The following is a 25,376-nucleotide window of genomic DNA, read 5'->3' on the forward strand; positions in this document are numbered from 1 at the left end:
TGCCAAAGTGTAATCACAAAATATGAAGGTTAAAATATTTTGTAAAGCTTTGATTTTATAATGAAAATTAAATATATGCGGTTGTCTTATGCAAATCAATGAATCCCATGATCTATTAACTCGTGCACAACACAGTATGTGGAAAGGACATCATTATCATGGCAGTTATCCTTTTCATACGGCGGAGTGGTTGGTTATTGAGGGACCATTAGATCGAGAGCTTTTTCAAAAAGCAGTTTATCTCACATTAAAGGAAGCTAAATCGCTTCATTGGCGAGCTTTAGTTCAGGGCGAACACGTCTATCGAGTAGATGATGTCACGATACGGAAACCTAGCTTCGTTGATTTATCTCAGCTTGATGAAGAGGAAATTTTAGCGTGGGCTGAAAAAGAAGTAGAACCAGCATTTAATTTAGAATCGGGTCATTTATATGACAATGTGTTTGCACACTTAGGTGAGCAAAAGTATGGATTATTTTTTAAAGCGCATCACGTTGCATTAGATGGCTACGCTTACGGACTGATGATTAGCCGATTTATTGATTATTATCAATCTCTCAAAAATGGTACTGAATTAAAAATTAAAGGGTTCGATCATTATGAAAAGTTTATTGTAGAAGAACAGCACTACCTTCACTCTGAAAAAGCTAAAAAAGATTTGGACTTTTGGAAGGCTAATTTTTCGTATGAGAAAGCCCCTAAGAAACGACTTAAACGAAAATTAAAAGAACCATTTTCACAAGGGCCACGTTATGAAGAGGTAATTGATTGGCCTACACAGCTACAATTAAATGCATTAGCAACTGAATTAAAATTGCCCAGTGCTCTTATTGTCATGGCAGTGATGATGAGTTATTTAATAAAACAGTCTAAAGATCCTCAACAATGCTTTGGGGTACCTTTTATGTCTCGGTTGGGTACTTCATCTATGCGTATTCCTTGCTTAGTCATGAATATCCTGCCATTAAGGTTGGGCATTACTGGACAAGAAAACTTAAAAGAAATCATTTTATTATTAACGAAAAGGTTTGCCGAAATTCGACCGCATCAGCAAAGCTATTTTGAGCAAATGCGATTTGTATTAGAAGATTTTGATCCCTATGAAAATATCTTGTTTGGACCTATTGTGAATTGGATTCCTTATCCTTTACCTGAACATTTCGAAGGGTGTAAGTTAACAAAAACAACCATATCCGCTGGCCCAATTGAAGACTTTGATACCGCGATTACCAATAAGTTTGTTGATGGTATTGAACGATTGTATCTCGCTGTTGACGGACATAAAGAACTTTATGATGTGCCGAGTCTCAAAGCTTATTGGTATGATTTTATGGAGATGATGAAAACTTGGTTAGCTCAACCAGAACTTGTTTTTGAACAACTTCAAATTCACAAACCACTGCCAGAATAGTCTGGCAGTTTATCCTTTGAATGGGCAATAGGGCTGTTACACGCCTAAAGTTGCTCCACCATCAACCACCAATTCGTGCATTGTGATTTGGCGTGCTTGATCTGAAAGTAAGAATATCACTGCATTGGCAATATCTTCAGCCTCAGCAATCTTTTGTAATGGAATACCATTTCGGAATTGTTCTAGATTTCCGTTGACAATGCCTGCTGGAGGGCGATCCTCAGTCCATAGTTGTTTTTGCATTTGTGTAAGGGTTGAGCCAGGTAAAACTAAGTTACAGCGAATATTGTGAGGCGCGAGTTCCAGCGCGAGATTTTTAAAATAGTGACTCACTGTAGCTTTGGTCGTTGCATACAGACCCATATTCATTCTTGGAATGAGGGCTGCATTTGAACTGATGCTCACAATCGCACCTTCTCTTTGAGGAATCATTTGGTGAGCGACCCAACGACTAAGTTCGGCAGGGCCAATGAAATTTATCGACAAATTTTCATGCCATTGTTCAACAGATGTATTTAATAAAGATCCCATTTCTAAGACCCCCACAGCATTCACTAACCCCGTGATCGTGCCTTTAAAAAGTATAGAATTTTCAATGTGCTGAATAATCTCATTGGTCTTACGAATGTCACAGCTGATGTGGTCAAGATGGTTGAGTGATGCTTCAGGAATTAATTTAAAAAGTTCCCATTGATTGATGTCATCGATCCGATCAATTGCAATGACTTGATGATCCTTCTGCAATAGTTGACGACAAATTTCAGCGCCAATTCCTCTGGCTGCACCCGTCACGATATATAAACTCATTTAAGTATCCTTTAATTTTATTAACAAATTGAAACGATAATCATTTTCAATTGGGAATAATAATTATTATATTAGTTGCGTTCAACTCCTAGAGGTTGTCCTTTTGTGAATGTTGAAAGTTTGATGCACGCAGTGCGAACAGATAATCGTGAGAACAAATATGTTGCCAATAGAACCGTCAGTTTTTCAAAATATGATAGGCATAAAAAAGGAAGAGTTAATTGAGGAAGATCAACCTGGCTTCGTGTTCGCAACGCCAACGGGGACCATTTCAAGTAAAAAGTTAATTGAACATATCGAATTTGATCGAGCTTCTCATTTAAATTTTAATCAGCAGCAAGCACAGTGGCTCGAACAAGCAAAATTTACACTACAAAAAAAAATCGAATTAACAGCGAATAAAGATCTTATTTTGGTCGGGAGCTTGCCTTTTGATCATCGAGATTTACCAGAAATATCGATTGCGGAAGCAAAAAACACATTTGTAAATGAGCGCATTGATCATTCGACTCAGTCTTTTCTTGATGATCAAGTGCAAGCGACTCTCATCCCAGCACAAGAGGAATACATTGCTGGAGTCGTCAAATTGGTTGAATTGATGAGGTCATCACCGCTAGAAAAAGCAGTATTGGCTCGGGCAATTGATCTTAAAACCCAACACAAAATTAATATTATTGATTTATTTTACCAGTTGTTGGCCTCTAATCCTGATGGCTACACATTTGCATTGGCCCAAAACCCCAAACAATCTGGTTGGTTTATGGGGGCAAGTCCAGAGCTTCTCGTTGCGAAGCAAAATGAATATTTGTTTAGCCATCCAGTTGCAGGAACATTAGCACGTCATTCAGATCCAACACTGGATCATCAACAAGCTGAAAAATTGCTTGCTTCGCAAAAAGATCAGCATGAACACGCCGTGGTCATCGAAGCCATTGCAGATCAACTCTCTCCCTTGTGCAAAACGCTCAATATCCCAAAATCACCTTCACTGATTAAAACAGAGGCGGTTTGGCACTTGGCGACCAAAATTCAGGGAACGTTGAAAGATCCAGAGCAACATATCTTTGATGTGGTCTCAATTTTACATCCAACGCCAGCAGTCTGTGGACAACCAGCCCCTATGGCTCGCCAGTTGATTTCGGAACTAGAGCCTTTTAACCGTAACCTTTTTGCTGGAACCATGGGGTGGTGTGATGCCCGAGGGAATGGTGCTTGGGCAGTGAATGTACGTTGTGGGCGTATCTTTGACCATTATGCGCGTCTTTATGCGGGTGCAGGAATTGTTGAAGCTTCACAGCCGAACAGTGAACTGTCAGAAACCATCGTGAAATTTAAAACGATGTTAAATGCATTGGGTTTAGATTCTCAGCACTTAAATCATGGGGAATAAAATGAATGCAAATGTAAATGACGAGTCTTTGCTCTGGGATGGCATCGTGCCATACCCAGAAGATTTCGTAGAACGGTACATTCAAAAGGGATATTGGAAAGGTCAAACCATTTCTGAATTTTTTCAAGAATCAGCCCAGAAATTTGCCAATCAGGTGGCATTGATTTGTGGTGATCGCCAGTATTCTTATCAAGAGCTGAATCAAAATATTGAACAATTTGCAGTCTTCTTGACTAAACAAGGCTATGGGCTGGCAGATGCTGTTGTGATTCAAATGCCAAATATAGCAGAGTTTTTTATTGCTTATTTTGCAGCTTTGCGGATAGGGATGCGACCAGTGATGAGTTTACCAGCACACCGTCATGCCGAAATAAGTCATTTTATTCAGCAAACAGATGCCAAATTGTATATCTGTGCAGATAAGCATCTAGGCTTTGATTACAGATCCTTAGCGCAAGAGTGCCAGCGCAGATGTCCGACTTTACAGCAAGTGATTGTCGTTGGTGATGCAGGCGATTTTGATCCTTGGCCGAATCTTGCATCGTTTAAAAATCATATGGTTTCAAAGCCCAAATTAACGGCTCGCCATGTGGCTTTTTTTCAACTTTCAGGGGGCAGTACTGGCACACCGAAACTTATACCACGAACACATGATGACTATTTGTATAGTGTTCGTGCCAGTGCAGATATTTGTGAACTTGATACAGAAAGCCGTATGCTTATGGTGCTTCCAGTAGCACATAATTTCAGTATGAGTTCGGCTGGTTCATTGGGGCTATTTTATGCAGGTGGAACACTTATTTTAGCGAAAGATCCTTCTCCCCAAACTGTATTTCCACTCATTGAATCGCACAATATCACGCATGTTGCTCTTGTACCTGCATTAGCAGCAACATGGGCTGAAGCTGTTCAAAATGGCGCAACAAATATTTTTAAAAAATTAACGGCCTTACAGGTCGGTGGAGCAAGGTTGCCAGATGCTTTAGCTGAAAAGTTGATTGATCAATACCAATGCCGATTACAACAAGTATTTGGTATGGCAGAAGGCTTGGTGAATTACACGCGTTACGATGATCCGAAAGAAGTCATTATAGGTACCCAAGGTTCCCGTATAAGTCCAGATGATGAAATAAAAATCGTCGATGAGGAGGATCACGAGCTGCCATTGGGTGAGGTGGGGCATCTTTTAACTCGCGGCCCTTATACCATTAGAGGTTATTATCGGGCTTCAGAACATAATCGAAGTGCTTTTACCTTAGATGGATTTTATCGCACTGGTGATTTAGTACAATTAACGCCAGAAGGCAATATTATTGTTGAAGGACGAAGTAAGGAACAAATTAATCGTGGCGGTGAAAAAATCGCGACGGAAGAAGTCGAACAGGTTTTAAATCAACACCAACAAATCATCTTGTCCGCCTTGGTTGCACAACCAGATCCAAAGTTAGGAGAAAAAAGTTGTGCATTTATTCAATGGCGACCTAACGATCAAGATGCATCAGAAACAAGGCTCAAACTGCAAATTAGACAATTCGTTCAAGCATACGGTCTGGCGACCTATAAGATCCCAGATCGCATCGAATTTATTGAAGAAATGCCTTATACGGCATTGGGCAAAATCGACAAGAAACAACTTAGAAAACGCCTCACCGAAGACACGATTTAACGAAGGAAATAAAATATGGCAATCCCACGTATTGCAAGTTACCCCATGCCATCTGCTCAAGATTTTCCAGTTAACAAAGTTGATTGGACTTTAGATGCATCACGGTCGGTTTTATTGGCACATGATGTTCAGCAATATTTTTTAGATTTTTACGATCAGACCCAAGCGCCCATTCCCACATTAATCCGAAATTGTAAAGCCCTTATTGATCAGGCACATGCACTAGGAATTCCAGTCTATTACACCGCACAACCTGGAGATCAGACGCAAGAACATCGTCAACTATTAACGGATTTTTGGGGTAAAGGTTTGTCAGCTGATCCAGCATTGACCAAAATTATTGATCCACTTCAACCAAAAAGTGAAGACACCGTGCTGACAAAATGGCGCTATAGCGCATTTAAAAAAAGTGATTTTGAGCAGCAAATCAAACAAGCCAATCGCGATCAATTAGTGATTTGTGGAGTATATGCCCATATTGGTTGCTTATTAACAGCTGCGGAAGCATTTATGTTGGATATTCAAGCATTTATGGTGGGTGATGCCTTGGCGGATTTTAGCCGAGAAGAACATGATCTTGCACTAAAGTATGCGACTGGGCGCTGTGCAAAAGTCATGGATACTCAGACTGTGATTAACGCCTTAGGTCAGGGGCAAAGATCATGAATGAATTAAGCATGCTTGAGTTAAAAAATATGGTCGCTCATCAATTGAATTTACCTGTAGATGAAATTCAGCAGGAGGATAATTTATTTATGTTAGGACTTGATTCAGTCAGTCTTATGACGCTGGTTGGATTGCTACGTGAAAAAGGCTTTCAAATTGAATTTCAAGATCTGGTGGAGGAGCCAACGTTGAATGAATGGAGTGATCGTCTTAAATTGGATAGAGATTGATGTAAGACTAATGTGCATACCTTGAAAATCAACACATGCACAATCAACGGCCCTAGCCAAAGTACTTATAGCCAAAGGCCATTTTCGTTAAATTATTCGCTAACGTGAGTGGATCTTACATGCAATTAGAAAAATACTATTCTGATCAACAATGGAAAAAAATCCAAAATTTTGCCGAAACAAAGCAAAGCCCTTTTTTAGTTGTTGATTTAAATCAAGTGCAAACTCAATTTATTGAGTTGCAAAATAGCTTTCCAAAAGCCCATATTTATTATGCAGTGAAAGCAAATCCTGGTCGTGAAATTATTCATAAACTTGATCAACTTGGCTCATGTTTTGATGTTGCATCAATTTATGAGCTAGACAAAGCGCTTGAATGCGGAATTCATCCAGATCGTATTTCATACGGTAATACTATTAAAAAAGCTTCAGACGTTGAGTATGCTTACCAAAAAGGAATCCGTTTATTTGTCACCGATGCGGAAGCAGATCTCGCACAAATTGCCGAATTAGCACCGAACTCTAAAGTCTTTGTCAGGGCAATGGTAGAGTCGGGAGGTACAGCAGATTGGCCACTTTCACGTAAATTTGGATGCCATCCAGATATGGCGGTTGATTTGATGGTGAAAGCTAAACAATTGGGTTTAATACCCTTTGGCGTGTCATTCCATGTCGGTAGTCAGCAACGTGATGTCACTGTATGGCGTTCAGCTTTAACGGTAGTGAAGCAAATATTTAATACGTTGAAAGACCAATACGGTATCAGTTTAGAATTAATCAATTTGGGTGGTGGTTTCCCAGCACATTACTTAGCTGATGTTGACAGTATCCAAAGTTATGCGCACGAGATTCAACGCTATCTTGATGAACACTTTGATGATCAGGTGATATTATTTTTGGAGCCCGGCAGATCGTTGGTGGGTAAGGCTGGAGTGATTGTTTCAGAGATTGTTCTTATCGCTAATAAATCAGCACATGATGATAAACGATGGGTCTACACGGATGTGGGCGTCTTCAATGGACTAATTGAAACTTTAGGTGAGATGATCAAATATCCTATATACACACCTAAAATGCATTCAGCACCTGAGCATTCAAGTGTTGTGCTTGCAGGCCCGACCTGTGATTCAACTGATATCATGTATGAAAAAGTGCCTTATCAGTTACCTAAAAACTTGAGCATTGGAGATCGACTCTATTGGTTAAGTACCGGAGCTTATACAACCTCTTATGCTTCGGTCGAATTTAATGGTTATCCACCTTTAAAAACGTTCTATTTAGATTGATTCAAGGAATGGTCCTATGTGGTTGGTAGTCAGTCGCTCAAGCTGCGAGCCACATAGCCTAACACTCCCAGAAGCGTTATCATAATGCTAAAATCTTGATGGGTAGGCTCATGAAAATCGTTGCAGATGAAAATCTCGCATTCACAGATTATTTCTTTTCAGAATTTGGCGATATTGATAATAAAGCTGGTCGTACCTTAAAGCATGAAGATGTGGTCGATGCTGAAGCCTTATTAGTACGTTCTGTGACGAAAGTGAATTCTGCGCTCATTCAAAATACTTCATTAAGCTTTGTTGGTAGTGCAACGATCGGAACAGATCACTTGGACATTCCAGCAATTGAACAGCAAAATATTCAATGGTCAAATGCTGCAGGATGTAATGCCCAAGCTGTTTCTGAATATGTTATTACGGCGTTATTAGCTCTAAATCCTCATTTGCTAGATGCAGAACAAGATTTCACATTAGCTATTATTGGACTGGGTAATGTCGGTTCTCGACTCGCACATATGGCGAAACTATTGGGATGGAACGTCATCGGGGTTGATCCTTTTGTACAAAGAGAAAATATTCAGCAAGTCACTTTAGATGAAGTTTTTTCGAAAGCAGATGCAATTTCTATCCATGTGCCATTAACCACTTCAGGGATGCATGCAACCCGACATATGTTTAATGCTGAGACCTTAAAAAAGCTTAAACCATCTACAATTTTAATTAATTCTGCTCGTGGTCCAGTCATTGAAGAACAAGCTTTGATTGCAGATATTCGAGCAACGGGTCGTAAAGTTGTACTAGATGTCTTTGAGCATGAACCAGTCATTACGGAAGAGTTACTGAATCTTGTGCAATTGGTGACACCTCATATTGCGGGTTATAGTCTTGAGGGTAAAGCGCGTGGTACCCAGATGATTTATGATGCTTTTTGTCAGCATTTCGGCCATCAACCTTCCAAACAATTCGAAACCCAATTGCCTACATGTGAACAATATTTTAACAATAGTGATCTCAAGCACACGCTGAAAACTCAATTAAACCATATCTACGATATCTTTAGAGATGATCAGAATTTAAGAGCATGCCTCAAAGATGGGAAAGTAGATCAAGCTTCATTTGACCAATTACGCAAAACTTATCCATTACGTCGTGAATGGGCTGCTCATGGAGGGCCTCAGGCATGACTGACTCTCTGAGCTATCTACCAACTTGCGATTTTGCTGCCATGAAAGCCAGAGCGAAGATGTATCAACAGATTCGCCAATTTTTTTTAGAACGTGATGTTTTGGAAGTGGAAACTCCAATTTTATCTCATGCTGGAGTAACCGATGTCCACTTGGCATCAGTTGAGGCAAGCCGTCATGTGCATGGTCATTTGAAAAAGCACTATCTTCAAACTTCACCAGAATTTGCTATGAAACGACTGTTGGCAGCAGGAGTAGGGCCAATTTATCAAATCTGTAAAGTTTTTCGCGATGATGAACATGGACGTAAACATAACAGTGAATTTACCATGCTTGAATGGTATAGACCTGATTTAAGTCTCAAAGAGTTAATGTTTGAAGTTACAGATTTACTCAATGTCACTTTGGCACATCGTTTTGGCGAAGTGCGACCTACGATTTTAAGTTACAAATATGCATTTATAGATCGCTTAGATCTCAACCCACTTAAATCCACATTAAAGGAATTAAAGGATTGTTGTAATCGTGTTGGGTTAAATCTAGATCTGGGTGATGATCGTCTAGGTTATATCGACTTGTTATTTTCGCATATGGTGGAACCGAGCTTAGGTTGTGATACGCCTGTATTTTTAACAGATTTTCCACCAGAACTTGCATCTCTTGCAAAAACTCGAGTTGATGAAGATGGGGAATTGGTTGCAGCACGTTTTGAGCTATATATTGAGGGCTTGGAGTTAGCAAATGCTTATGATGAGTTGATTGATGCAGATGTATTGCGTTCCCGTTTTGAAGCCGATAATGCTGAACGTGAAAAATTAGGCTTAGATGTTATGCCAATAGATGAAAATCTCTTAGCAGCATTGCCTAAAATGCCAGAATGCTCAGGTATCGCATTGGGGATCGATCGTTTACTGATGGTGGCAACAGAGAAAATGAAACTAGAGCAAGTGATTACATTTCCTGCTGATCGCTCATAAGATTTTTCTCTTCAGGATAAAGGACGATCTTGAGGAGCTAATATTTTGACAAATGTCGTGCTATACGCTTTAAAACCGTGATTTACATAAAACTGATGTGTAGGTAATCGTTCAGCACGATTACCACTACTGACCACAATTTTTTGAATACCTTGTTGACTGGCTATATGTTCAACGTGAGCCAACAGTTTTTGACCAATCCCTTTATCGCGATGCGCCTGATCTACAATGAGTACTAGAATGCGAAAATACGGATCAGTACATTCCCATGATATTTCTTCAACAAAACCAATATATGCGACAACTTGTCCATGATCGATAAATACTAGGGTTGTATAACGCTCCTGAGCTTGCAACCTCATTAAACGTTCTTTCATAACTTCTGTTCGAGTTGGATAGCCGAGTTGGGTAGTCAATTCAGCGATCGCTGCAACATCATGGTTTAAATTTACAGGTTTAATCAGCATTGTCGTGGCTCTTGAAACATGGTTTATAAGTATGAATTGAAGTATGTTTAAATAATTTAATCTTTCATGTATTTTGTTTAGATAAATTTAATATTTTATCTTTTAATATTGGATTTAATTCATCTTTCCGATTTGAAGATTTAAAACAATAATCATAGGCGACTATATGTCTTTTTCTATATTTTTATCTTTTGTAATGTATACAATTGTGACATCCATAACACCTGGACCTAACAATTTGATGGTCGCAACCTCAGGAGTGAACTTTGGACTCCGTGCGACTTATGGACACATTTTAGGTGTAGCGATCGGTTTTGGGGTCATGGTGATTTTGGTTGGTTTAGGAATTGGTACATTACTGAGTCAAAATCAATTGGTTTACGAAATTCTAAAGTTGATCGGTATTGCTTATTTAATCTATTTAGCTATTAAGATTGCTCAATCAGGCTCAGTTGAATTAGATAAAACTCAAGCGAAACCCATTACTTTTTTGCAAGCTGCATTATTTCAATGGGTCAATCCAAAAGCTTGGATTATGGCAATGGGCGCGGTGACGACTTATTTAGCTGCAGGCAGTGAATTTTATTGGTATATCATTTTGGGTGTTGTGTTTGGGTTAGTCTGTATTCCATGCACGGGAGCTTGGGGAATACTCGGAGAAAAATTACAAACTTTGGTGCGTACGCCACAGCATCTAAAAATTTTCAATTACAGTATGGCGCTACTATTAGTGGCTTCAATCATTAAACCAATGATTGATTCTTTTAAATATTTTCAACAATCATTTTTTTAAAATACGATTACCTCCTGAGTTTCAGGAGGTAAATATTATGCGTTTACCAAGGATTGATGTTTTTCTCGGTGCGTTGCCAAAGCCTCGATTCTTTTTTGTATCAGCATTTCACCAATATCAGGGCCTTTGATCTCAGGCGGTAAATCAGATGCTTTAATTGAACGAACAATCTGTACCGCATCTAATACATATTTTGCTTGAGGATATTCACGGTCTTCGAGACCTAAGCGACCTTTGGCATCACATTCACATGTTTGTACAAAAGCCTCAACACGTTCAGGACGGCGTAATACATCTAAACGTTGTAATAGACGCCAAAGTGTTCCTGGTTTTAATGTAAACGCCTGATGGCATTTAAGATGTTCTTTGCACACCGCAATTGCCAATTGTTTGGTTTGGGTCGGAACTTTAAGACGTTCACATAAATCAGTCACGGGCTGAACACCACGTTCCTCATGCATGATATGGCGAGGTAACTCATCTTTAGGCGTGAGTGCTTTACCCAGATCATGCACTAATACTGCGAAGCGTACATCCATCGAGTAGTCTGCTTTACAAGCTTGTTGTAATGACATCAAGGTATGAATACCACAGTCAATTTCAGGATGGTATTCAGGACGTTGTGGTACACCAAATAATGCTTCGATTTCTGGAAAGAGGATTTTGAGAGAATCACACTGACGAAGGACTTCAAAGTAAATATCAGCATCACGTTCCATTAAGGCGCGAGAAGTTTCTTTCCAAACACGTTCAGGCGTAAGCGCTTGCAATTCACCAGAATCAGCCAAATTTTTCATTAAGGCTATGGTTTCTTCAGCTACTTTAAAACCATACTGATGATAGCGAGCTGCAAAACGGGCAACACGCAATACTCGTAGTGGATCCTCTGCAAATGCATCAGAAACGTGACGTAAAATGCGTTGATTCAAATCTTGATAACCATGATAAGGGTCGAACAACTCACCATCTTCATTCATGGCCATTGCATTTATGGTCAAATCACGACGAATTAAATCATCTTCAAGGGTTACCGAGGGATCGGTAAAAAATTCAAAGCCATGATAACCATGCCCAGATTTACGCTCAGTACGAGCGAGGGCGTATTCATCTTTAGTTTCGGGATGTAGAAATACAGGAAAATCTTTACCAACAGGTTGGAACCCTTGGTTTAAAAGTTGTTCTGGTGTTGCACCGACAACGACATAATCTTTTTCGTGATAGGGGTGTCCGAGCAACTGATCTCGCACTGCGCCGCCTACTAAATAAACTTGCATAAAAAACCTCTATTCTTAGCACCATCATGCATCAGAATAGAGGTTTTCTCAAGTCACAAAACGTGCCCTAAATGAAGGATTAGAGCGCGTTTTTTTCCTCTTCTTGAATTTCTGCAACAGTTAATGCAGTCATATTCACAACACGGCGCGTAGTTGCTGTCGGTGTTAAGATATGAACTGGCTTAGCCGCACCTAATAAGATTGGACCAATCGTTACATTATTGCCTGAAGTTGATTTCAACAGGTTGAATGAAATATTTGCAGCATCTAAATTCGGCATAATCAATAGATTCGCAGAACCTTTGAAGCGCGAATTCGGGAATGCAAAGCTACGGATATTTTCATCAAGCGCTGCATCTGCATGCATTTCACCTTCAACTTCAAGCTCAGGTGCAATTTCAGAAAGGATTTCATACACTTTACGCATTTTTTGAGCGCTAGGATCAGTCTGGTCAGAACCAAAACTTGAGTGCGACAACAATGCTACACGTGGAGTAATACCGAAACGACGGACTTCTTCTGCTGCTAATATAGTCATTTCAGCAAGCTGTTCAGCTGTAGGATTACGATTGATATATGTATCTGCAATGAACAAGTTACGATCTTCGAGCATCAACGCATTTAACGTAAAGAAAGTGTTATGACCTTCTTTTAAACCAATGACATTGCTCACGAAATCTAAATGAATATCGTAGCTAGAATACGTACCACATAGCATACCATCTGCTAAGCCGTGACGTACTAACATCGCTGCGATCAGGGTCGAACGACGACGTGATTCACGTTGTGCATACTCAGGTGTTACCCCTTTACGCATCATCAGATTATAGTAATCATCAGCAAACTTTTCGTAATCAGGATTTGTTTCTTGATCAACGATAGTGATATTCACACCATTTTCTAAACGTAAACCTAATTTCTTAATATTCGCTTCGATGACAGCAGTACGACCCACCAAGATCGGTTTTGCCAAGCCTTCGTCTACTGCAATTTGAACAGCACGAAGAACACGAAGATCTTCACCTTCCGCATAAGCAATACGTTTAGGATCAGTTTTCGCTTGAGCAAAAATTGGTTTCATCATAAATGCTGAGTTGTAAACGAACTCAGAAAGACGCTGATGATACACGGAGAAATCTTGGATTGGTCGAGTCGCTACACCAGAATCCATCGCAGCTTTTGCAACAGCAGGAGCAATTTCAAGAATCAAGCGTTGATCTAGTGGGCGTGGAATTAGGTAATCACGTCCAAATGATGCAGACTTTTCACCATAAGATGCAGCGTCAGCTTCTACATGCGCCATACGAGCAATTGCGTGTACACATGCAATCTTCATTTCTTCGTTAATGGTTGTTGCACCTACATCAAGTGCACCACGGAAGATATATGGGAAGCAAAGCGCATTATTCACTTGGTTCGGATAGTCTGAACGACCCGTCGCCATGATCACATCATCACGAACTTCATGTGCATGCTCAGGCAGAATTTCAGGATCTGGATTAGCAAGCGCGAAGATGATTGGATCCTTCGCCATGACTTTGACCATTTCTTTAGTCAAAATACCCGCAGCTGATAGACCAAGGAACATATCTGCACCAGCAATCACATCAACAAGCTGAGAACCTTCAATATCTTGAACATAGCGTTTTTTAGAGTCGTCTAAGCCTTCACGTTTAGTGGTGATCAAACCGCGAGAGTCAGCAACAATGATATTTTCTTTTTTAGCACCTAATGCACAAAGAAGATCTAGACATGACAATGCAGCTGCACCAGCACCTGATGCAATGATTTTGATGTCTTCAATCTTTTTGCCATTTAATTGCAAAGCATTTAAAAGTGCTGAGCCTACAATGATTGACGTACCGTGTTGGTCATCATGAAAGACTGGAATATTCATGCGCTCACGAAGTTTCTGTTCAATATAGAAACATTCTGGAGCTTTGATATCTTCGAGGTTAATCCCCCCGAAAGTCGGTTCAAGAGCAGCAACGATATCTACGATTTTATCTGGATCGTTTTCTGCAATTTCGATATCGAAAACGTCAACGCCTGCAAACTTTTTGAACAGGACGCCTTTACCTTCCATCACTGGTTTTGAAGCGAGGGGACCAATATTACCCAAACCGAGTACTGCAGTACCATTACTGACGACTGCAACTAGGTTACCACGTGCAGTATAAAGCGCTGCTTTAGAAGGGTCTTTTTCAATTTCCAAACATGGCACTGCAACACCTGGGGAATATGCTAATGCTAGATCATGTTGGTTGACGAGTTGCTTACTCGGAGTAACGCTGATTTTTCCTGGCGTTGGAAATTCGTGGTAATAGAGTGCTTGCTGTTTTAAAGATTGATCGTCCATCTGAATCCCAGTTATTACAATGTTCCAGCCTTGCTGGTTTTTTGGTTATATCGGTTCGAATATACCACTAGTTGCACATTGATCACAGTTAAAAGTCGAAATTTCATACATATTTAGGACTTTGGTCTAGCCTTTATTTGATTTTTGAGAATTGATATTCATTTTGCAGAAATTGAGTGCTATCAGCGCTATTTAATGGTCTCGAAAAATAATAACCTTGGAAATAATCACAACCTTGTTTTTTTAAATATTCAATTTGCTCGATATCCTCAACACCTTCAGCAACTAATTTCATCCCCATCGTTTTACCCATTGAAATAATTGCATCGACAATAGCATTATTTTTACGAGTGCCAATCTTTGAAATAAAGGCGCGATCAATCTTGAGTGTATCAATAGGATAGTCGGCAAGATATGCAAGTGAAGAATAGCCTGTTCCAAAGTCATCTAAGGCGATTGAGAAATTTTTATCCTTAATTTGGTCTAACAAATCAAAAACATGAGATGATTTATCTAACAATGATGACTCGGTAAGTTCAAACTCTATAAACTCGGGTTTGAGTGAGTATTTGAGCACGGCTTGATCAATAAAATTGAGAAATTCCCCACGATGGATCTGTTGCGCCACGACATTAATAGAAATTTGTAACTTATCAAATCCTAATTCATGCCATATTTTAAGTTGCTTACATGTCTGGAAAATAACAAATTTTCCGATATCTGAGATCAGACTAGTCATTTCAGCAATCGGTATAAAACGATCTGGCATGATGATGCCATACTTTGGATGATTCCAGCGGATTAATGCTTCAAAGCCGCTCACTTGCATCGTTTTACTTTCTATCTTAGGTTGATAGTAAATTTCTAAGTCCTGATTTTTTATAGCAAGTCGTAAATCTCTTTCGAGCTCAATGTCACTGCCAAAAATGGATTCAGGCTTGTTGTCATAATAATAGGCTGTGCTGCCCCCTAGTTTTTTTGCTTCTGTTAAAGCGCTTTCCGCGTGACTATTTAAGCTACCAATTTGTCTACCATGATTGGGGTAAATTGCGATACCCAGTGAGACATGAATCATGTGTTCTTGCCCATCGATGATAAAGGGTATTTCAAAGGCCTCAAGGATCTGATCGACGACTTGTTGGATCGTGTAATGACTATGATTTAAGTTGTAAATCATAGCAAAGTCATCATTATTTAAATATGAAATCAGAACAGCTTTAGAACAGGTATATTTCAGTCTTCGGGAAACTTCTTTGAGAACTTCATCTCCAGTTTGATGATTAATAAACTCATTAAAATGTCTAAATCGATCAATGTTAAGACGAATAATAGAAAAATGGCTCAGAATTTTAGATTTACTAATTAGATACTGGTGTAACTGTAAATTAAAATAAACACGGTTAGGTAAATCTGTAAGTAGATCGTAATTCTCTAAGTAGGCCATTCTTTCAAGATTTTGTTTCCGTTCAGTCAAATCTGAAATGATGCCTACATAATTTAAAATTCTATTTTTATCATCACGAACCGCATTGATATGCAGCCACAAAGTTAATATTTTTCCTGAAATAAATTCTTCTGTGACCTCAGCATCATATTGACCGGTGAGTAACACCGTTTGAGTTATATCGGCGTGATGTTGGCTGAGTTGGGATGTAGAAGATTTGGTAATATCAAAGATGTGTTTTGAGATAATATCTTGCGGTGGGATGTTGACCAATTCACTAAAATAAGGATTAACTTCTAAAAAACACAAGTTATTGTCTAAAACGAAAACTCCTTGGGCCACTTGATTAAATACATTCGAAGCTAATTTCAATTTTTCTTGTGCTTTTTTTTCACTCTCAATGTCTTGGAAAATACCCACCATTTTAAGAGGTTTATTATTTTTAGGATCACGTGTAATAACTCGACCAATATCTTTAATCCAGAACCACTGATCTTTTACTTTAGTTCTATAATGTGCTTCAAAACGTTCAGTATTTCCTCTTAAATGTTTACGAAGCTCTTTACGATAATTTTCTTGATCTTCTGGGTGAATAAACTCGTTAATTTGATCAGTTGCACTTTGGTAATGTAAAACCTGATTACCATATTTAATGCCTGAAATTTCAATGGTTCTTTTCTCAATATTCCATAGCCAAGATGAAATTCCAGCAGTTTCATGCGCAAAATCGAGGTTAGCTTGATGGTGCTGCAGTCGATCGTTGATCTTATTAATATCGTAGGTTCGTTCAATTACTTTTTGTTCGAGTAATTGATTATGCATTTGTAATTGGCTTTCAATTTCTTTGGATTTTTCAATCTCATTTTTTAGCTTTTCTTGGAGAAGTGATGACTCCATAAGATGTTTTCTAGATTCAGATAAATAGAATTTATTGTGACTATTTAATATTCCAAGACGGCGGTACATCTTATGGGTAAGGAGAGCGCAAATAAGTAATACACCAAACCAAATATTAAAGATTAAACTAAAAACATCAGGAGTATTATCTAAAAAAAGGAAATTGGAGAGGACTATGGCCGAAGCTGAAGGCAAAAAAACATAAAGGAAGTATCGTAACCGCTGTGATAAAAATACAATAGCAAAAGTATAAACAATAGATAACATTAACCCAGCTAAAGTCAACATATGTATATCTTTGACTTCTGGATTATGTTCGGGGATAAGCTGTAATACGGTATAAATACCAATAGCTAGACCAGCTCCAGTAATTAAGCAAACCAATTGCGCCCACATGTCTAAGTTAAAAATACTAATTTGATTAGATTTTTTAAAAAAGAGGGTAAAGCAAAAACAGATTAAAAGAATGGCGGTAAATATAATGAGCCAAATGGTATAAGGTATTGAAAAGCTTTTGAAATAAAAGAAGTAAATAAGTTGATTATAGATGCAGGCAAAGAGCACCCACGCTAAAAAAAAATGCAAATTAGAAGTCGCACTTTTGATCTGGCTATCGAGTACAGAGTTGGAAACATGCTCTCCCTGAACTTCACTCATAACTGGCAATACCTTAATTTTCTTTCTACTTTATTTGTATTATTTTTGAGTACGAACTTAAAAAAATATAAATTTAGCGCGACAACTCTTTTCTCATTAAAGTACTGTCTAATTGGAAGAAAATCAATTCTATTGTGAGTTAAATCACGGAATTTTGAGAAAATATTTATTAAAATTTGTAATTTAAGATCGATAAAGCAACCACTGGTGCAGTTTCTGTACGTAAAACACGTTCACCAATACACCAATTGATAAATCCATGCTGATTTGCAGATTGGATTTCAGCTTCACTTAATCCACCTTCTGGACCAATGAGTAGCGTTATATTTGAGGAGGCATCATTTAACACATCGACCTCATCTTTATTGGGGGCTAAGACTAATTTCGTTTCAGGGAGTGTGCTATTTAACCATTGTGCCAAAGGGAGTGGAGCTAATATTTTTGGAACAATATTCATTCCACACTGCTCGCAAGCTGCAATTGCTACACCTTGCCAATGATCAAGTTTTTTCTGATCACGGTCGTACTTTAAACGCATTTCGCAACGTTCAGAGGTGAGAAGTTGAATTTCAGATACGCCTAACTCAACCGCTTTTTGAATAGCATAATCCATGCGGTCACCTTTACTCATTACTTGACCAAGTAAGGCATTAAAGTTTGGTGTGCGATTGGTTGGGTTAAATTCTTGAACTAGAACCGAGCCTGTTTTTTTATTGGCTTCAGTTAATTCAACTTGATATTCGCCACCTTGACCATTAAACAAGGTCGCTTTTTCACCGACTTGTGCACGTAAAACTTTGACCCAATGATGAAATACAGTTTCAGTCAGTTCAACTGTTGTATTTACATTAAGGTCTGCTTCAATAAAAAAACGAGGCATCTGCATTACTCTAAAATCGGTAAAATAAAAACTTCTTTTATCTTCAGTCCCTACATCAAATAAGGTGAACCTAAGCTGTCGATAAAAGAAGTCAGGAGACTTATGCCAGACCGAGGTCTTTTACAAGTTGACGAGTTGGATCAGTGGTGTTCATCGTATAAAAGTGTAAGCTTGGCGCACCACCAGCAATGAGGCGTTCACATAGCTTCACAATCACTTCATGACCAAAGGCTTTAATTGAAGCAGTGTCATCACCATAAGCCGCAAGTTGCTTACGAATCCAACGAGGGATTTCGGCACCGGTACCATCCGCAAAACGAATGAGATTGCTTGCATTGGTAATTGGCATAATGCCCGGCGCAACAGGAATATTCACACCTTCTTTTTGAATGCGCTCTACAAAGTAAAAATACGCATCTGGATTAAAGAAGAATTGAGTTAAGGCTGCATTTGCACCTGCATTGGCTTTCTCACAAAAGCGTTTGATGTCTAAATCAAAGCTATCTGCTTGTGGATGCATTTCAGGGTAAGCTGCAACTTCAATTTGGAAGTGGTCACCCGAATGTTCACGGATAAAGCGTACTAAATCCTGAGCATACGGTAATTCACCTAAGCCAACTTGACCGGAAGGTAAGTCACCACGTAGTGCAACAATACGGTCAATCCCTTGAGATTTATATAAATCCAGTAATTCTGCAATACGTTCTTTGCTATCACCAATACAAGAGAGGTGGGGAGCAACAGGCGTGCCTTTGCCATTAAAATCAGCTAAAGTCGAAAGTGTACGTTCACGTGTAGAACCACCTGCACCATAAGTCACAGAGAAAAACTCTGGATTCAGCAACTGCAGTTCTTGGTGAACAACCTTAAGTTTTTCCGCACCTGCATCAGTTTTGGTTGGGAAAAACTCAAAAGAAATTGGAATCTGTTTAGACATGTTCAAATCCTTTGTACTTATTTCAGCAAAATAGAATTCAAAGAAAAGCAGGCTGTTCAGCCTGCTTGTTCAAAGATTAGTATTTATAAGCGTCAGATTTGAATGGACCTTCAACAGCAACCCCAAGGTAGTCCGCTTGTTCTTGAGTTAATTGAGTCAGAACACCACCGAAACCTGCAACCATTGCTGCAGCAACTTCTTCATCTAATTTCTTAGGAAGAAGTTCAACACGAATCGCTGCTTGTTTTTGATCTTCAGGAAGATCAGCAAATTTCTCTGCGAACAAGTGCATTTGACCTAAAACTTGGTTCGCAAAAGAACCGTCCATCACGCGTGATGGGTGACCAGTTGCATTGCCAAGATTTACTAAGCGACCTTCAGAAAGAAGAATGAGGTAATCATTTTCATTTTCTGAACGATATACTTGGTGAACTTGTGGTTTAACTTCAACCCATTTATAACCACGTAAGTAGTTGGTATCGATTTCAGTGTCAAAGTGACCGATATTACAAACTACTGCACCTGCTTTTAATGTATCAAGCATTGCAGCGTCACAAACGTGGTAGTTACCAGTCGTTGTTACGATTAAGTCAGTATTTTGAAGAAGGTCAGCGTTAACGTCTTCTTTGTTACCTGTTTGTACGCCATTCTTGTATGGAGAAACTACTTCATAACCGTCCATGCATGCTTGCATTGCACAGATTGGATCGATTTCAGAAACACGTACGATCATGCCTTCTTGACGAAGGGATTGCGCAGAACCTTTACCTACATCACCGTAACCAATTACAAGTGCACGACGACCAGATAACAGCATGTCAGTTGCACGTTTGATGGCATCGTTTAGAGAGTGACGGCAACCGTATTTGTTGTCATTTTTAGATTTAGTGACTGAATCGTTAACGTTGATCGCAGGTACTTTCAATGAACCGTCTTTCCACATTTCGAGAAGACGTTGAACACCTGTCGTGGTTTCTTCAGTAATACCGTGGATTTTTGCGAGTACTTCTGGGTATTTTTCATGAACAAGCGCAGTTAAGTCACCGCCGTCGTCCAAAATCATGTTGGCATCCCAAGGCGTACCATTTACATTAATTTGTTGTTCAAGACACCACATATATTCTTCTTCAGTTTCGCCTTTCCAAGCAAATACTGGAACACCAGAAGCTGCAATAGCTGCAGCAGCGTGGTCTTGAGTTGAGAAAATGTTGCAAGATGTCCAACGAACTTCAGCACCAAGCTCTACCAAAGTTTCGATAAGAACAGCTGTTTGGATTGTCATGTGGATACAACCCAAAATTTTAGCACCAGCAAGTGGTTTAGCCGCAGAGTAACGCTTACGCAGACCCATAAGGGCTGGCATTTCAGCTTCTGCAAGTTTGATTTCTTTACGGCCGTAGTCAGCAAGTGAAATATCGGCAACTTTATAATCTGTAAATGAAGCATTAACCGCGTTCATCACGATCTCCTTATAAAAAACAAAAATTGATCATTATGTTCGCGGATGCCGTTGTTGGTCTGTCTAGAAAAAGACTAACCGATCGTCGAGCCTGGCGCTTTTACATCTTGTACTTGTAAAACGTCGCAGCATCCCTCGACTAGCGGAGTATTGTACTTCTAAACTTGCGAATTTCCAATGTTAAGTTGGTTATTGGTGATTCAAAGTATTTCAATTAAATCGCGTCAACTTCAGATTCCGATGATATTAGAGATTTTATTTTCTGTGCTTTTTCAAAGTGGTCAAGTTTATGTTTCATGATCCACCAATGAGCTACTTCCATGAGTGCATCGGGGTCATTATTTTTATTTGAAAAGAAAGCATAAAATGACAAACCTACAGATTCTCCCTTCCGATCGATTTTTTCATCACAAATTCGAATAATTTTGTCTTTGATTGATTTATTCATTTTGGCAACGTATTAGAAATTTAATTTAAAATTTTTATCATTCAATTTATCAAGCTTTCATTAGTGTAATGTTGAGAAAATGTAGGATTGAATAATTTGGGCTATAAATAAACCGATTCCGAAGTTTAAGTGTGCCACTAAGCTATTTTTTATGCTGATCCATTGATTGGGCGTTTTACTCGCAAAGAAACCAAATCCAAGAATAGGTTGCATCACCAAAAATGGGATAATAGCAGTTGAAAGTCCAAATAAAATAGAAGATATAAAAGCTTCCAAAGTAGTATGTGAATTATCGATATAAGTATAAATTAAAGCGAAAAAAATACCGGTTATATAATGAAATACCCAACCCGTAATGTATTCAAATTTGTGTACAGGGGCTTCGGTAATATTTCTGTATACGTTTTTTTTATTTTTAACTAAAAAGAAAAACCTACCCAAATAAGCATAGTTAAATGAGGGGATTTTAAAAATCATCGCTCTTGCCCAACCAAAAAAATCCATAATTAAAGTAGCGCTTAGGCCTAAGGCTAAAATGTAAATTAAAATATTCATGAAAGGATGACTCTCTAATTTAAGTCATGCTAGTGTGCAACTTAAAGCTAACTTGAAGTCAAGGTGCATTAATGGAAATAGATATAGGTGATCTAGCTGATCGGACAAATACTTCAACTGCCACGATTAGGTTTTATGAATCAAAAGGACTTATTCGATCTATTGGAAGGAAAGGGCTTAGAAGACAGTATTCATCCCGAGCAATACAGAATATCTCATTAATCAAGATCTTCCAAAATGGTGGTATGACGCTGAGCCAAATTAAAAATATGGCAATTGATCATGAAAAAATTAAAATTAAAAGAGATCAAGTTAGGGAAGCAAAAAACGAAATCAAAGATAAAATTGAGACTTTAAATAACTTACTATTAATTTTGACACACGTTGAAAAATGTCCATACGATGACCATTTACAATGTCCAGACTTTTTGAAACTTTTAGATGAGTGAGCTTGAATTTTGTATTTAATTTCTTAAATTTTGAAGAAGATTATTTGTTATAATTGATAGCTCAATAAATAATATATATTTTTGATGGAAATTCCCGAAGAACTCGCTAACCTCGAAGCTAATGCTGGCATTTACGCCGTATGGATGCTCTTTCAACATCTTGGGTTAGACCCAGATATTGAACAACTAAAAGAAGTCTGTGGTTATGTAGAAGGTGATGGAACGACCACGATCGGTCTAGCGTTGGGACTTAAAAAATTTGGCTTAGATGTGGAATTTACCACAGATGAAGACAATGCACTTCAAGAGCAAGAAAAGCAAAGCTATTTAGAAGCTGAAAAACTTGCGCTAAAAATATCCCCCGCAATCAGCTATCAAGATATTCAAATCGCATTTGATTCGAATAAGTTCGTGATCGTGTATTACGATACTTTAGAAGGCATTGGTAATCATTCATTGGTATATGACATTAATGAAGAAGAAATCTGCTTTTTTGATAGCTTTGAAGCAATGCCGAAAAAAATATTTGAACAGCAAAGGGCAGTAGATGGGATTTGTAGACAAGCCATCATCGCTGAAGTTAATTAATATCAAAAGTATGTAACTATCTTAAAGTGGGTTGCTATTTTAAGGTGTGTTATAGTTTAAAAAGATCTAGAGTAGCTCAATAAAAAGCCTTCAATCATGAAGGCTTTTGAGGCAAAAAAACGAGATTTATTTTAAGTGCTTGATTGAGCCTTTTCCTGCCAATAATCAGCTTTTTCCTCGTTTACATCCACACCTAAACCATGTGCATAAATGGCGGATAAATCACGCATTGCTTGAGTATCACCAAGTTCAGCGGCTTGAGTCACCAATTTAACAGATTTTTGTACATCTTTTTCGACCACATTACCACGACGGTAATAACCTGCGAGCTCTAAAATCGCAGCAGCATGTTGATGTTTACTTGCTTGTGTGAGCCAGTTAAAACCGTACTCAAAGTTTAGTTTTGCATCCTCAGGATCTTCTTCTAAAACCTCTTTCGCATAATGTGTATAACCTTCCCCTAACCAGTACATCGCTTCGACATGACCCAATTGACCAGCACGTAAAGCCCATTCTTCTGCAAGCGCAATGTCTTCATCGTGTTCACTCGTCATATAAAGTTCGGCAAGTTCAAATTGAGCAGCGGCATTACCTGCATGAGCACGATTTTCGAGAGCAATCGGGACGGTAACACGTTTCGTCATAGTGGGATTCCATGGCTTCAAAGCGAAGCAAAAAATATTAAAGTTGTTCCCTGATTATACTGCAAAACTGATTCAAAGCTTGAGTAGTATGGTTCGAGCCTATTTACTAAGATATTTTGTAGATGAATTACAAATTCAACTATAGGTAAAAGCTATAGATGAGCGACATAAATTAAGGTTTTTTGATGGAATTGAAGTAAAAGTGACAATTTCTTAAATTTCATAAGACCTTAGCATAACTTTTTCCTATGCTGAAAATCCTCTCTAATGCGAATATTAGAGGAGATTGACCATGTCACAGACCAACACTTATTCAGCAGATGTGATCGTACTTGGTGCAGGCCCAGTCGGTTTAACGATGGCGAACGGCCTTGGCCTTGCGGGCTTAAAAGTAAAAGTGATTGAACAGCTCGATCAATTGATTGATTATCCTCGTGCAATTGGTATTGATGATGAATCTCTAAGAACAATGCAATCGATTGGTTTGATCAACAAAGTATTGCCGCATACCACTCCCGATCATGCGATGCGTTTTCTTACGCCTTCAGGCCGTTGTTTTGCAGATATTCAACCTAAAACACGTGAGTTTGGTTTCCCTCGTCGTAACGCATTCGTACAACCTTATGTTGATGCAGAATTATTGGAAGGTTTAGAACGTTTTGATGATGTGGAAGTACTTTTTTCTCGTCAACTTCAAAGTTTTAAGCAGACTGAAGATCAAGTTGAAGTTCAAATCCAAAATAAAGATAAAACAATTGAATATATAACTGCAAAGTATCTAGTGGCATGTGATGGTGGTAATAGCTACGTTCGCCGTATGTTGAATATTCCTTTTGAAGGTAAAACTGCACCAAACCAATGGATTGTTGTCGATATTGCAAACGATCCATTGGCGACACCACATATTTACTTATGTTGCGATCCAGTACGTCCATATGTGTCAGCGGCTTTACCACATGGTATCCGTCGTTTTGAATTTATGGTGATGCCAGGGGAGACGCAAGAGCAACTTAGCCAACCTGAAAACATGGCTAAACTTTTATCCAAAGTATTACCAAACACTGAAAATATCGATGTGATCCGAAATCGTGTTTATACCCATAATGCACGTATTGCCAGTAGATTTAAAGAAGGGCGTATCTTACTTGCGGGAGATGCAGCGCACATTATGCCAGTATGGCAGGGACAGGGTTATAACAGTGGAATGCGTGATGCGTTCAATTTATCTTGGAAACTTGCTATGGTCGTACAAGGTAAAGTAGATGCTAAAGTTCTAGATTCTTATCAAGAAGAGCGTCATGATCATGCCAAAGCGATGATTGATTTATCTGTTACAGCAGGCCATGTGCTAGCACCGCCTAAAAAATGGCAAGGTACTGCGCGTGATGCTATTTCATATGTTCTAAATTACATTAAACCAGTTAAACAATATTTGTTGGAAATGCGCTTTAAGCCAATGCCACAATATAAATCTGGTATTTTAATTGGACAGGTCAATAAGACATCACCAATCGGTAAAATGTTTATTCAACCTAAAATGCAAGACAGCACAAGTCAGGTGAAATTACTGGATGATTTTATTGGTCAAGGCTTTGCTATTATTGCTTGGGGAGTAGATCCGACTTGGGGACTCACACCAACAAGTATTCAAAAATGGAAAGCCTTAGGTGTGAAATTTATTAAAGTCGTTCCACCTGAACAATTGAATACTGATGCTCATGATGATGAAATATTGACACTTGGGGATACGGAGCATGCGATTCGTGCGTGGTTTGGTCGCACTCAATATTCGATGGCATTTTTAAGACCAGATAAATTTGTCGCGGGCTTAAGTATTCCTCAGACGAGCGAAGAGCTCAGCCAAAAACTATTTGATAAACTTGGCGTTTAATCAAAAAGTTTAAGACTAATCTA

Annotated in this window: 23 protein-coding genes; 12 read left to right on the top strand and 11 right to left on the bottom strand. The window is 38.7% G+C overall.

The window, feature by feature from the left end:
- Nucleotides 1–88: 88 nt before the first annotated feature.
- Nucleotides 89–1,411, top strand: coding sequence for a condensation domain-containing protein (locus tag BMW42_RS00510; RefSeq protein ID WP_092765988.1), 1,323 nt, complete (start codon nucleotides 89–91; stop codon nucleotides 1,409–1,411).
- A 36-nt stretch (nucleotides 1,412–1,447) separates the two neighbouring features.
- Here the strand turns inward: BMW42_RS00510 and BMW42_RS00515 are convergent, their stop codons facing one another.
- Nucleotides 1,448–2,218, bottom strand: a complete 771-nt coding sequence (locus BMW42_RS00515) for an SDR family oxidoreductase (RefSeq protein WP_092765989.1) — start codon at nucleotides 2,216–2,218, stop codon at nucleotides 1,448–1,450.
- A 160-nt stretch (nucleotides 2,219–2,378) separates the two neighbouring features.
- Here BMW42_RS00515 and BMW42_RS00520 point away from each other — a divergent pair, with 160 nt between their 5' ends.
- From BMW42_RS00520 to epmA, 7 genes are all read left to right on the top strand, one after another.
- Entirely contained in the window at nucleotides 2,379–3,608 is a 1,230-nt protein-coding gene (locus BMW42_RS00520) for an isochorismate synthase (RefSeq protein WP_092765990.1), read from the top strand.
- A 1-nt stretch (nucleotide 3,609) separates the two neighbouring features.
- Entirely contained in the window at nucleotides 3,610–5,274 is a 1,665-nt protein-coding gene (locus tag BMW42_RS00525) for a (2,3-dihydroxybenzoyl)adenylate synthase (RefSeq protein WP_092765991.1), read from the top strand.
- Nucleotides 5,275–5,289: 15 nt separating this feature from the next.
- Entirely contained in the window at nucleotides 5,290–5,940 is a 651-nt protein-coding gene (locus BMW42_RS00530; protein ID WP_092765992.1) for an isochorismatase family protein, read from the top strand.
- Nucleotides 5,937–6,170 (top strand): phosphopantetheine-binding protein, encoded by a 234-nt coding sequence (locus BMW42_RS00535; RefSeq protein ID WP_092765993.1) that lies wholly within the window; start codon nucleotides 5,937–5,939, stop codon nucleotides 6,168–6,170. Before BMW42_RS00530 ends, BMW42_RS00535 begins: the two co-directional genes overlap by 4 nt.
- A gap of 119 nt (nucleotides 6,171–6,289) precedes the next feature.
- A complete protein-coding gene (locus BMW42_RS00540; protein WP_092765994.1) occupies nucleotides 6,290–7,456 on the top strand; it encodes a type III PLP-dependent enzyme in 1,167 nt (388 codons plus the stop codon).
- A gap of 110 nt (nucleotides 7,457–7,566) precedes the next feature.
- On the top strand, nucleotides 7,567–8,634 hold the full coding sequence (locus BMW42_RS00545; protein WP_092765995.1) for a 4-phosphoerythronate dehydrogenase: 1,068 nt from the start codon (nucleotides 7,567–7,569) through the stop codon (nucleotides 8,632–8,634).
- Nucleotides 8,631–9,611, top strand: a complete 981-nt coding sequence (epmA, locus tag BMW42_RS00550; RefSeq protein ID WP_092765996.1) for an EF-P lysine aminoacylase EpmA — start codon at nucleotides 8,631–8,633, stop codon at nucleotides 9,609–9,611. The genes BMW42_RS00545 and epmA overlap by 4 nt, the downstream gene beginning before the upstream one ends.
- Nucleotides 9,612–9,622: 11 nt before the next feature.
- On the opposite strand, the gene BMW42_RS00555 is transcribed toward epmA, so the two are convergent.
- Nucleotides 9,623–10,078, bottom strand: a complete 456-nt coding sequence (locus tag BMW42_RS00555) for a GNAT family N-acetyltransferase (protein ID WP_092765997.1) — start codon at nucleotides 10,076–10,078, stop codon at nucleotides 9,623–9,625.
- A 166-nt stretch (nucleotides 10,079–10,244) separates the two neighbouring features.
- Between BMW42_RS00555 and BMW42_RS00560 the strand changes: the two genes are divergently transcribed.
- A complete protein-coding gene (locus tag BMW42_RS00560) occupies nucleotides 10,245–10,871 on the top strand; it encodes a LysE family translocator (RefSeq protein WP_092765998.1) in 627 nt (208 codons plus the stop codon).
- A 35-nt stretch (nucleotides 10,872–10,906) separates the two neighbouring features.
- Here the strand turns inward: BMW42_RS00560 and BMW42_RS00565 are convergent, their stop codons facing one another.
- The 8 genes from BMW42_RS00565 to BMW42_RS00600 all read right to left on the bottom strand — a co-directional run bounded on the left by BMW42_RS00565 (nucleotide 10,907) and on the right by BMW42_RS00600 (nucleotide 21,781).
- Nucleotides 10,907–12,145, bottom strand: coding sequence for a multifunctional CCA addition/repair protein (locus BMW42_RS00565; protein ID WP_092765999.1), 1,239 nt, complete (start codon nucleotides 12,143–12,145; stop codon nucleotides 10,907–10,909).
- 79 nt (nucleotides 12,146–12,224) lie between these two features.
- Nucleotides 12,225–14,504, bottom strand: a complete 2,280-nt coding sequence (locus BMW42_RS00570) for an NADP-dependent malic enzyme (RefSeq protein WP_092766000.1) — start codon at nucleotides 14,502–14,504, stop codon at nucleotides 12,225–12,227.
- Nucleotides 14,505–14,637: 133 nt separating this feature from the next.
- A complete protein-coding gene (locus BMW42_RS00575) occupies nucleotides 14,638–17,502 on the bottom strand; it encodes an EAL domain-containing protein (protein WP_092766001.1) in 2,865 nt (954 codons plus the stop codon).
- 169 nt (nucleotides 17,503–17,671) lie between these two features.
- Nucleotides 17,672–18,382 carry a 16S rRNA (uracil(1498)-N(3))-methyltransferase gene (locus BMW42_RS00580; RefSeq protein WP_092766002.1) on the bottom strand — a complete coding sequence of 237 codons (711 nt, stop codon included), beginning with the start codon at nucleotides 18,380–18,382 and terminating at the stop codon, nucleotides 17,672–17,674.
- Nucleotides 18,383–18,482: 100 nt separating this feature from the next.
- On the bottom strand, nucleotides 18,483–19,319 hold the full coding sequence (gene metF, locus BMW42_RS00585) for a methylenetetrahydrofolate reductase [NAD(P)H] (RefSeq protein ID WP_035266512.1): 837 nt from the start codon (nucleotides 19,317–19,319) through the stop codon (nucleotides 18,483–18,485).
- Nucleotides 19,320–19,395: 76 nt separating this feature from the next.
- Nucleotides 19,396–20,778 carry an adenosylhomocysteinase gene (gene ahcY, locus BMW42_RS00590; RefSeq protein WP_092766003.1) on the bottom strand — a complete coding sequence of 461 codons (1,383 nt, stop codon included), beginning with the start codon at nucleotides 20,776–20,778 and terminating at the stop codon, nucleotides 19,396–19,398.
- A 214-nt stretch (nucleotides 20,779–20,992) separates the two neighbouring features.
- Nucleotides 20,993–21,226 carry a DUF6500 family protein gene (locus tag BMW42_RS00595; RefSeq protein ID WP_092766004.1) on the bottom strand — a complete coding sequence of 78 codons (234 nt, stop codon included), beginning with the start codon at nucleotides 21,224–21,226 and terminating at the stop codon, nucleotides 20,993–20,995.
- A 60-nt stretch (nucleotides 21,227–21,286) separates the two neighbouring features.
- Complete coding sequence (locus BMW42_RS00600; RefSeq protein WP_092766005.1) at nucleotides 21,287–21,781, bottom strand: DUF2938 family protein; 495 nt, start codon at nucleotides 21,779–21,781, stop codon at nucleotides 21,287–21,289.
- Nucleotides 21,782–21,852: 71 nt separating this feature from the next.
- Here BMW42_RS00600 and BMW42_RS00605 point away from each other — a divergent pair, with 71 nt between their 5' ends.
- Both BMW42_RS00605 and BMW42_RS00610 read left to right on the top strand, forming a co-directional pair.
- Nucleotides 21,853–22,230 (top strand): MerR family transcriptional regulator, encoded by a 378-nt coding sequence (locus BMW42_RS00605; RefSeq protein WP_092766006.1) that lies wholly within the window; start codon nucleotides 21,853–21,855, stop codon nucleotides 22,228–22,230.
- An 84-nt stretch (nucleotides 22,231–22,314) separates the two neighbouring features.
- The gene (locus BMW42_RS00610) at nucleotides 22,315–22,818 is read left to right on the top strand and encodes a cysteine peptidase family C39 domain-containing protein (RefSeq protein ID WP_092766007.1); all 504 of its coding nucleotides are present in this window, start codon (nucleotides 22,315–22,317) and stop codon (nucleotides 22,816–22,818) included.
- A gap of 131 nt (nucleotides 22,819–22,949) precedes the next feature.
- On the opposite strand, the gene BMW42_RS00615 is transcribed toward BMW42_RS00610, so the two are convergent.
- A complete protein-coding gene (locus tag BMW42_RS00615) occupies nucleotides 22,950–23,462 on the bottom strand; it encodes a tetratricopeptide repeat protein (RefSeq protein WP_092766008.1) in 513 nt (170 codons plus the stop codon).
- Nucleotides 23,463–23,754: 292 nt separating this feature from the next.
- On the opposite strand from BMW42_RS00615, the gene BMW42_RS00620 reads away from it, so the two are divergent.
- Entirely contained in the window at nucleotides 23,755–25,353 is a 1,599-nt protein-coding gene (locus BMW42_RS00620) for a bifunctional 3-(3-hydroxy-phenyl)propionate/3-hydroxycinnamic acid hydroxylase (RefSeq protein WP_092766009.1), read from the top strand.
- The last annotated feature ends 23 nt before the right edge of the window (nucleotides 25,354–25,376 follow it).

It is taken from the genome of Acinetobacter sp. DSM 11652, from assembly GCF_900109815.1.
In the GTDB taxonomy this organism is placed as follows: Bacteria; Pseudomonadota; Gammaproteobacteria; order Pseudomonadales; family Moraxellaceae; genus Acinetobacter.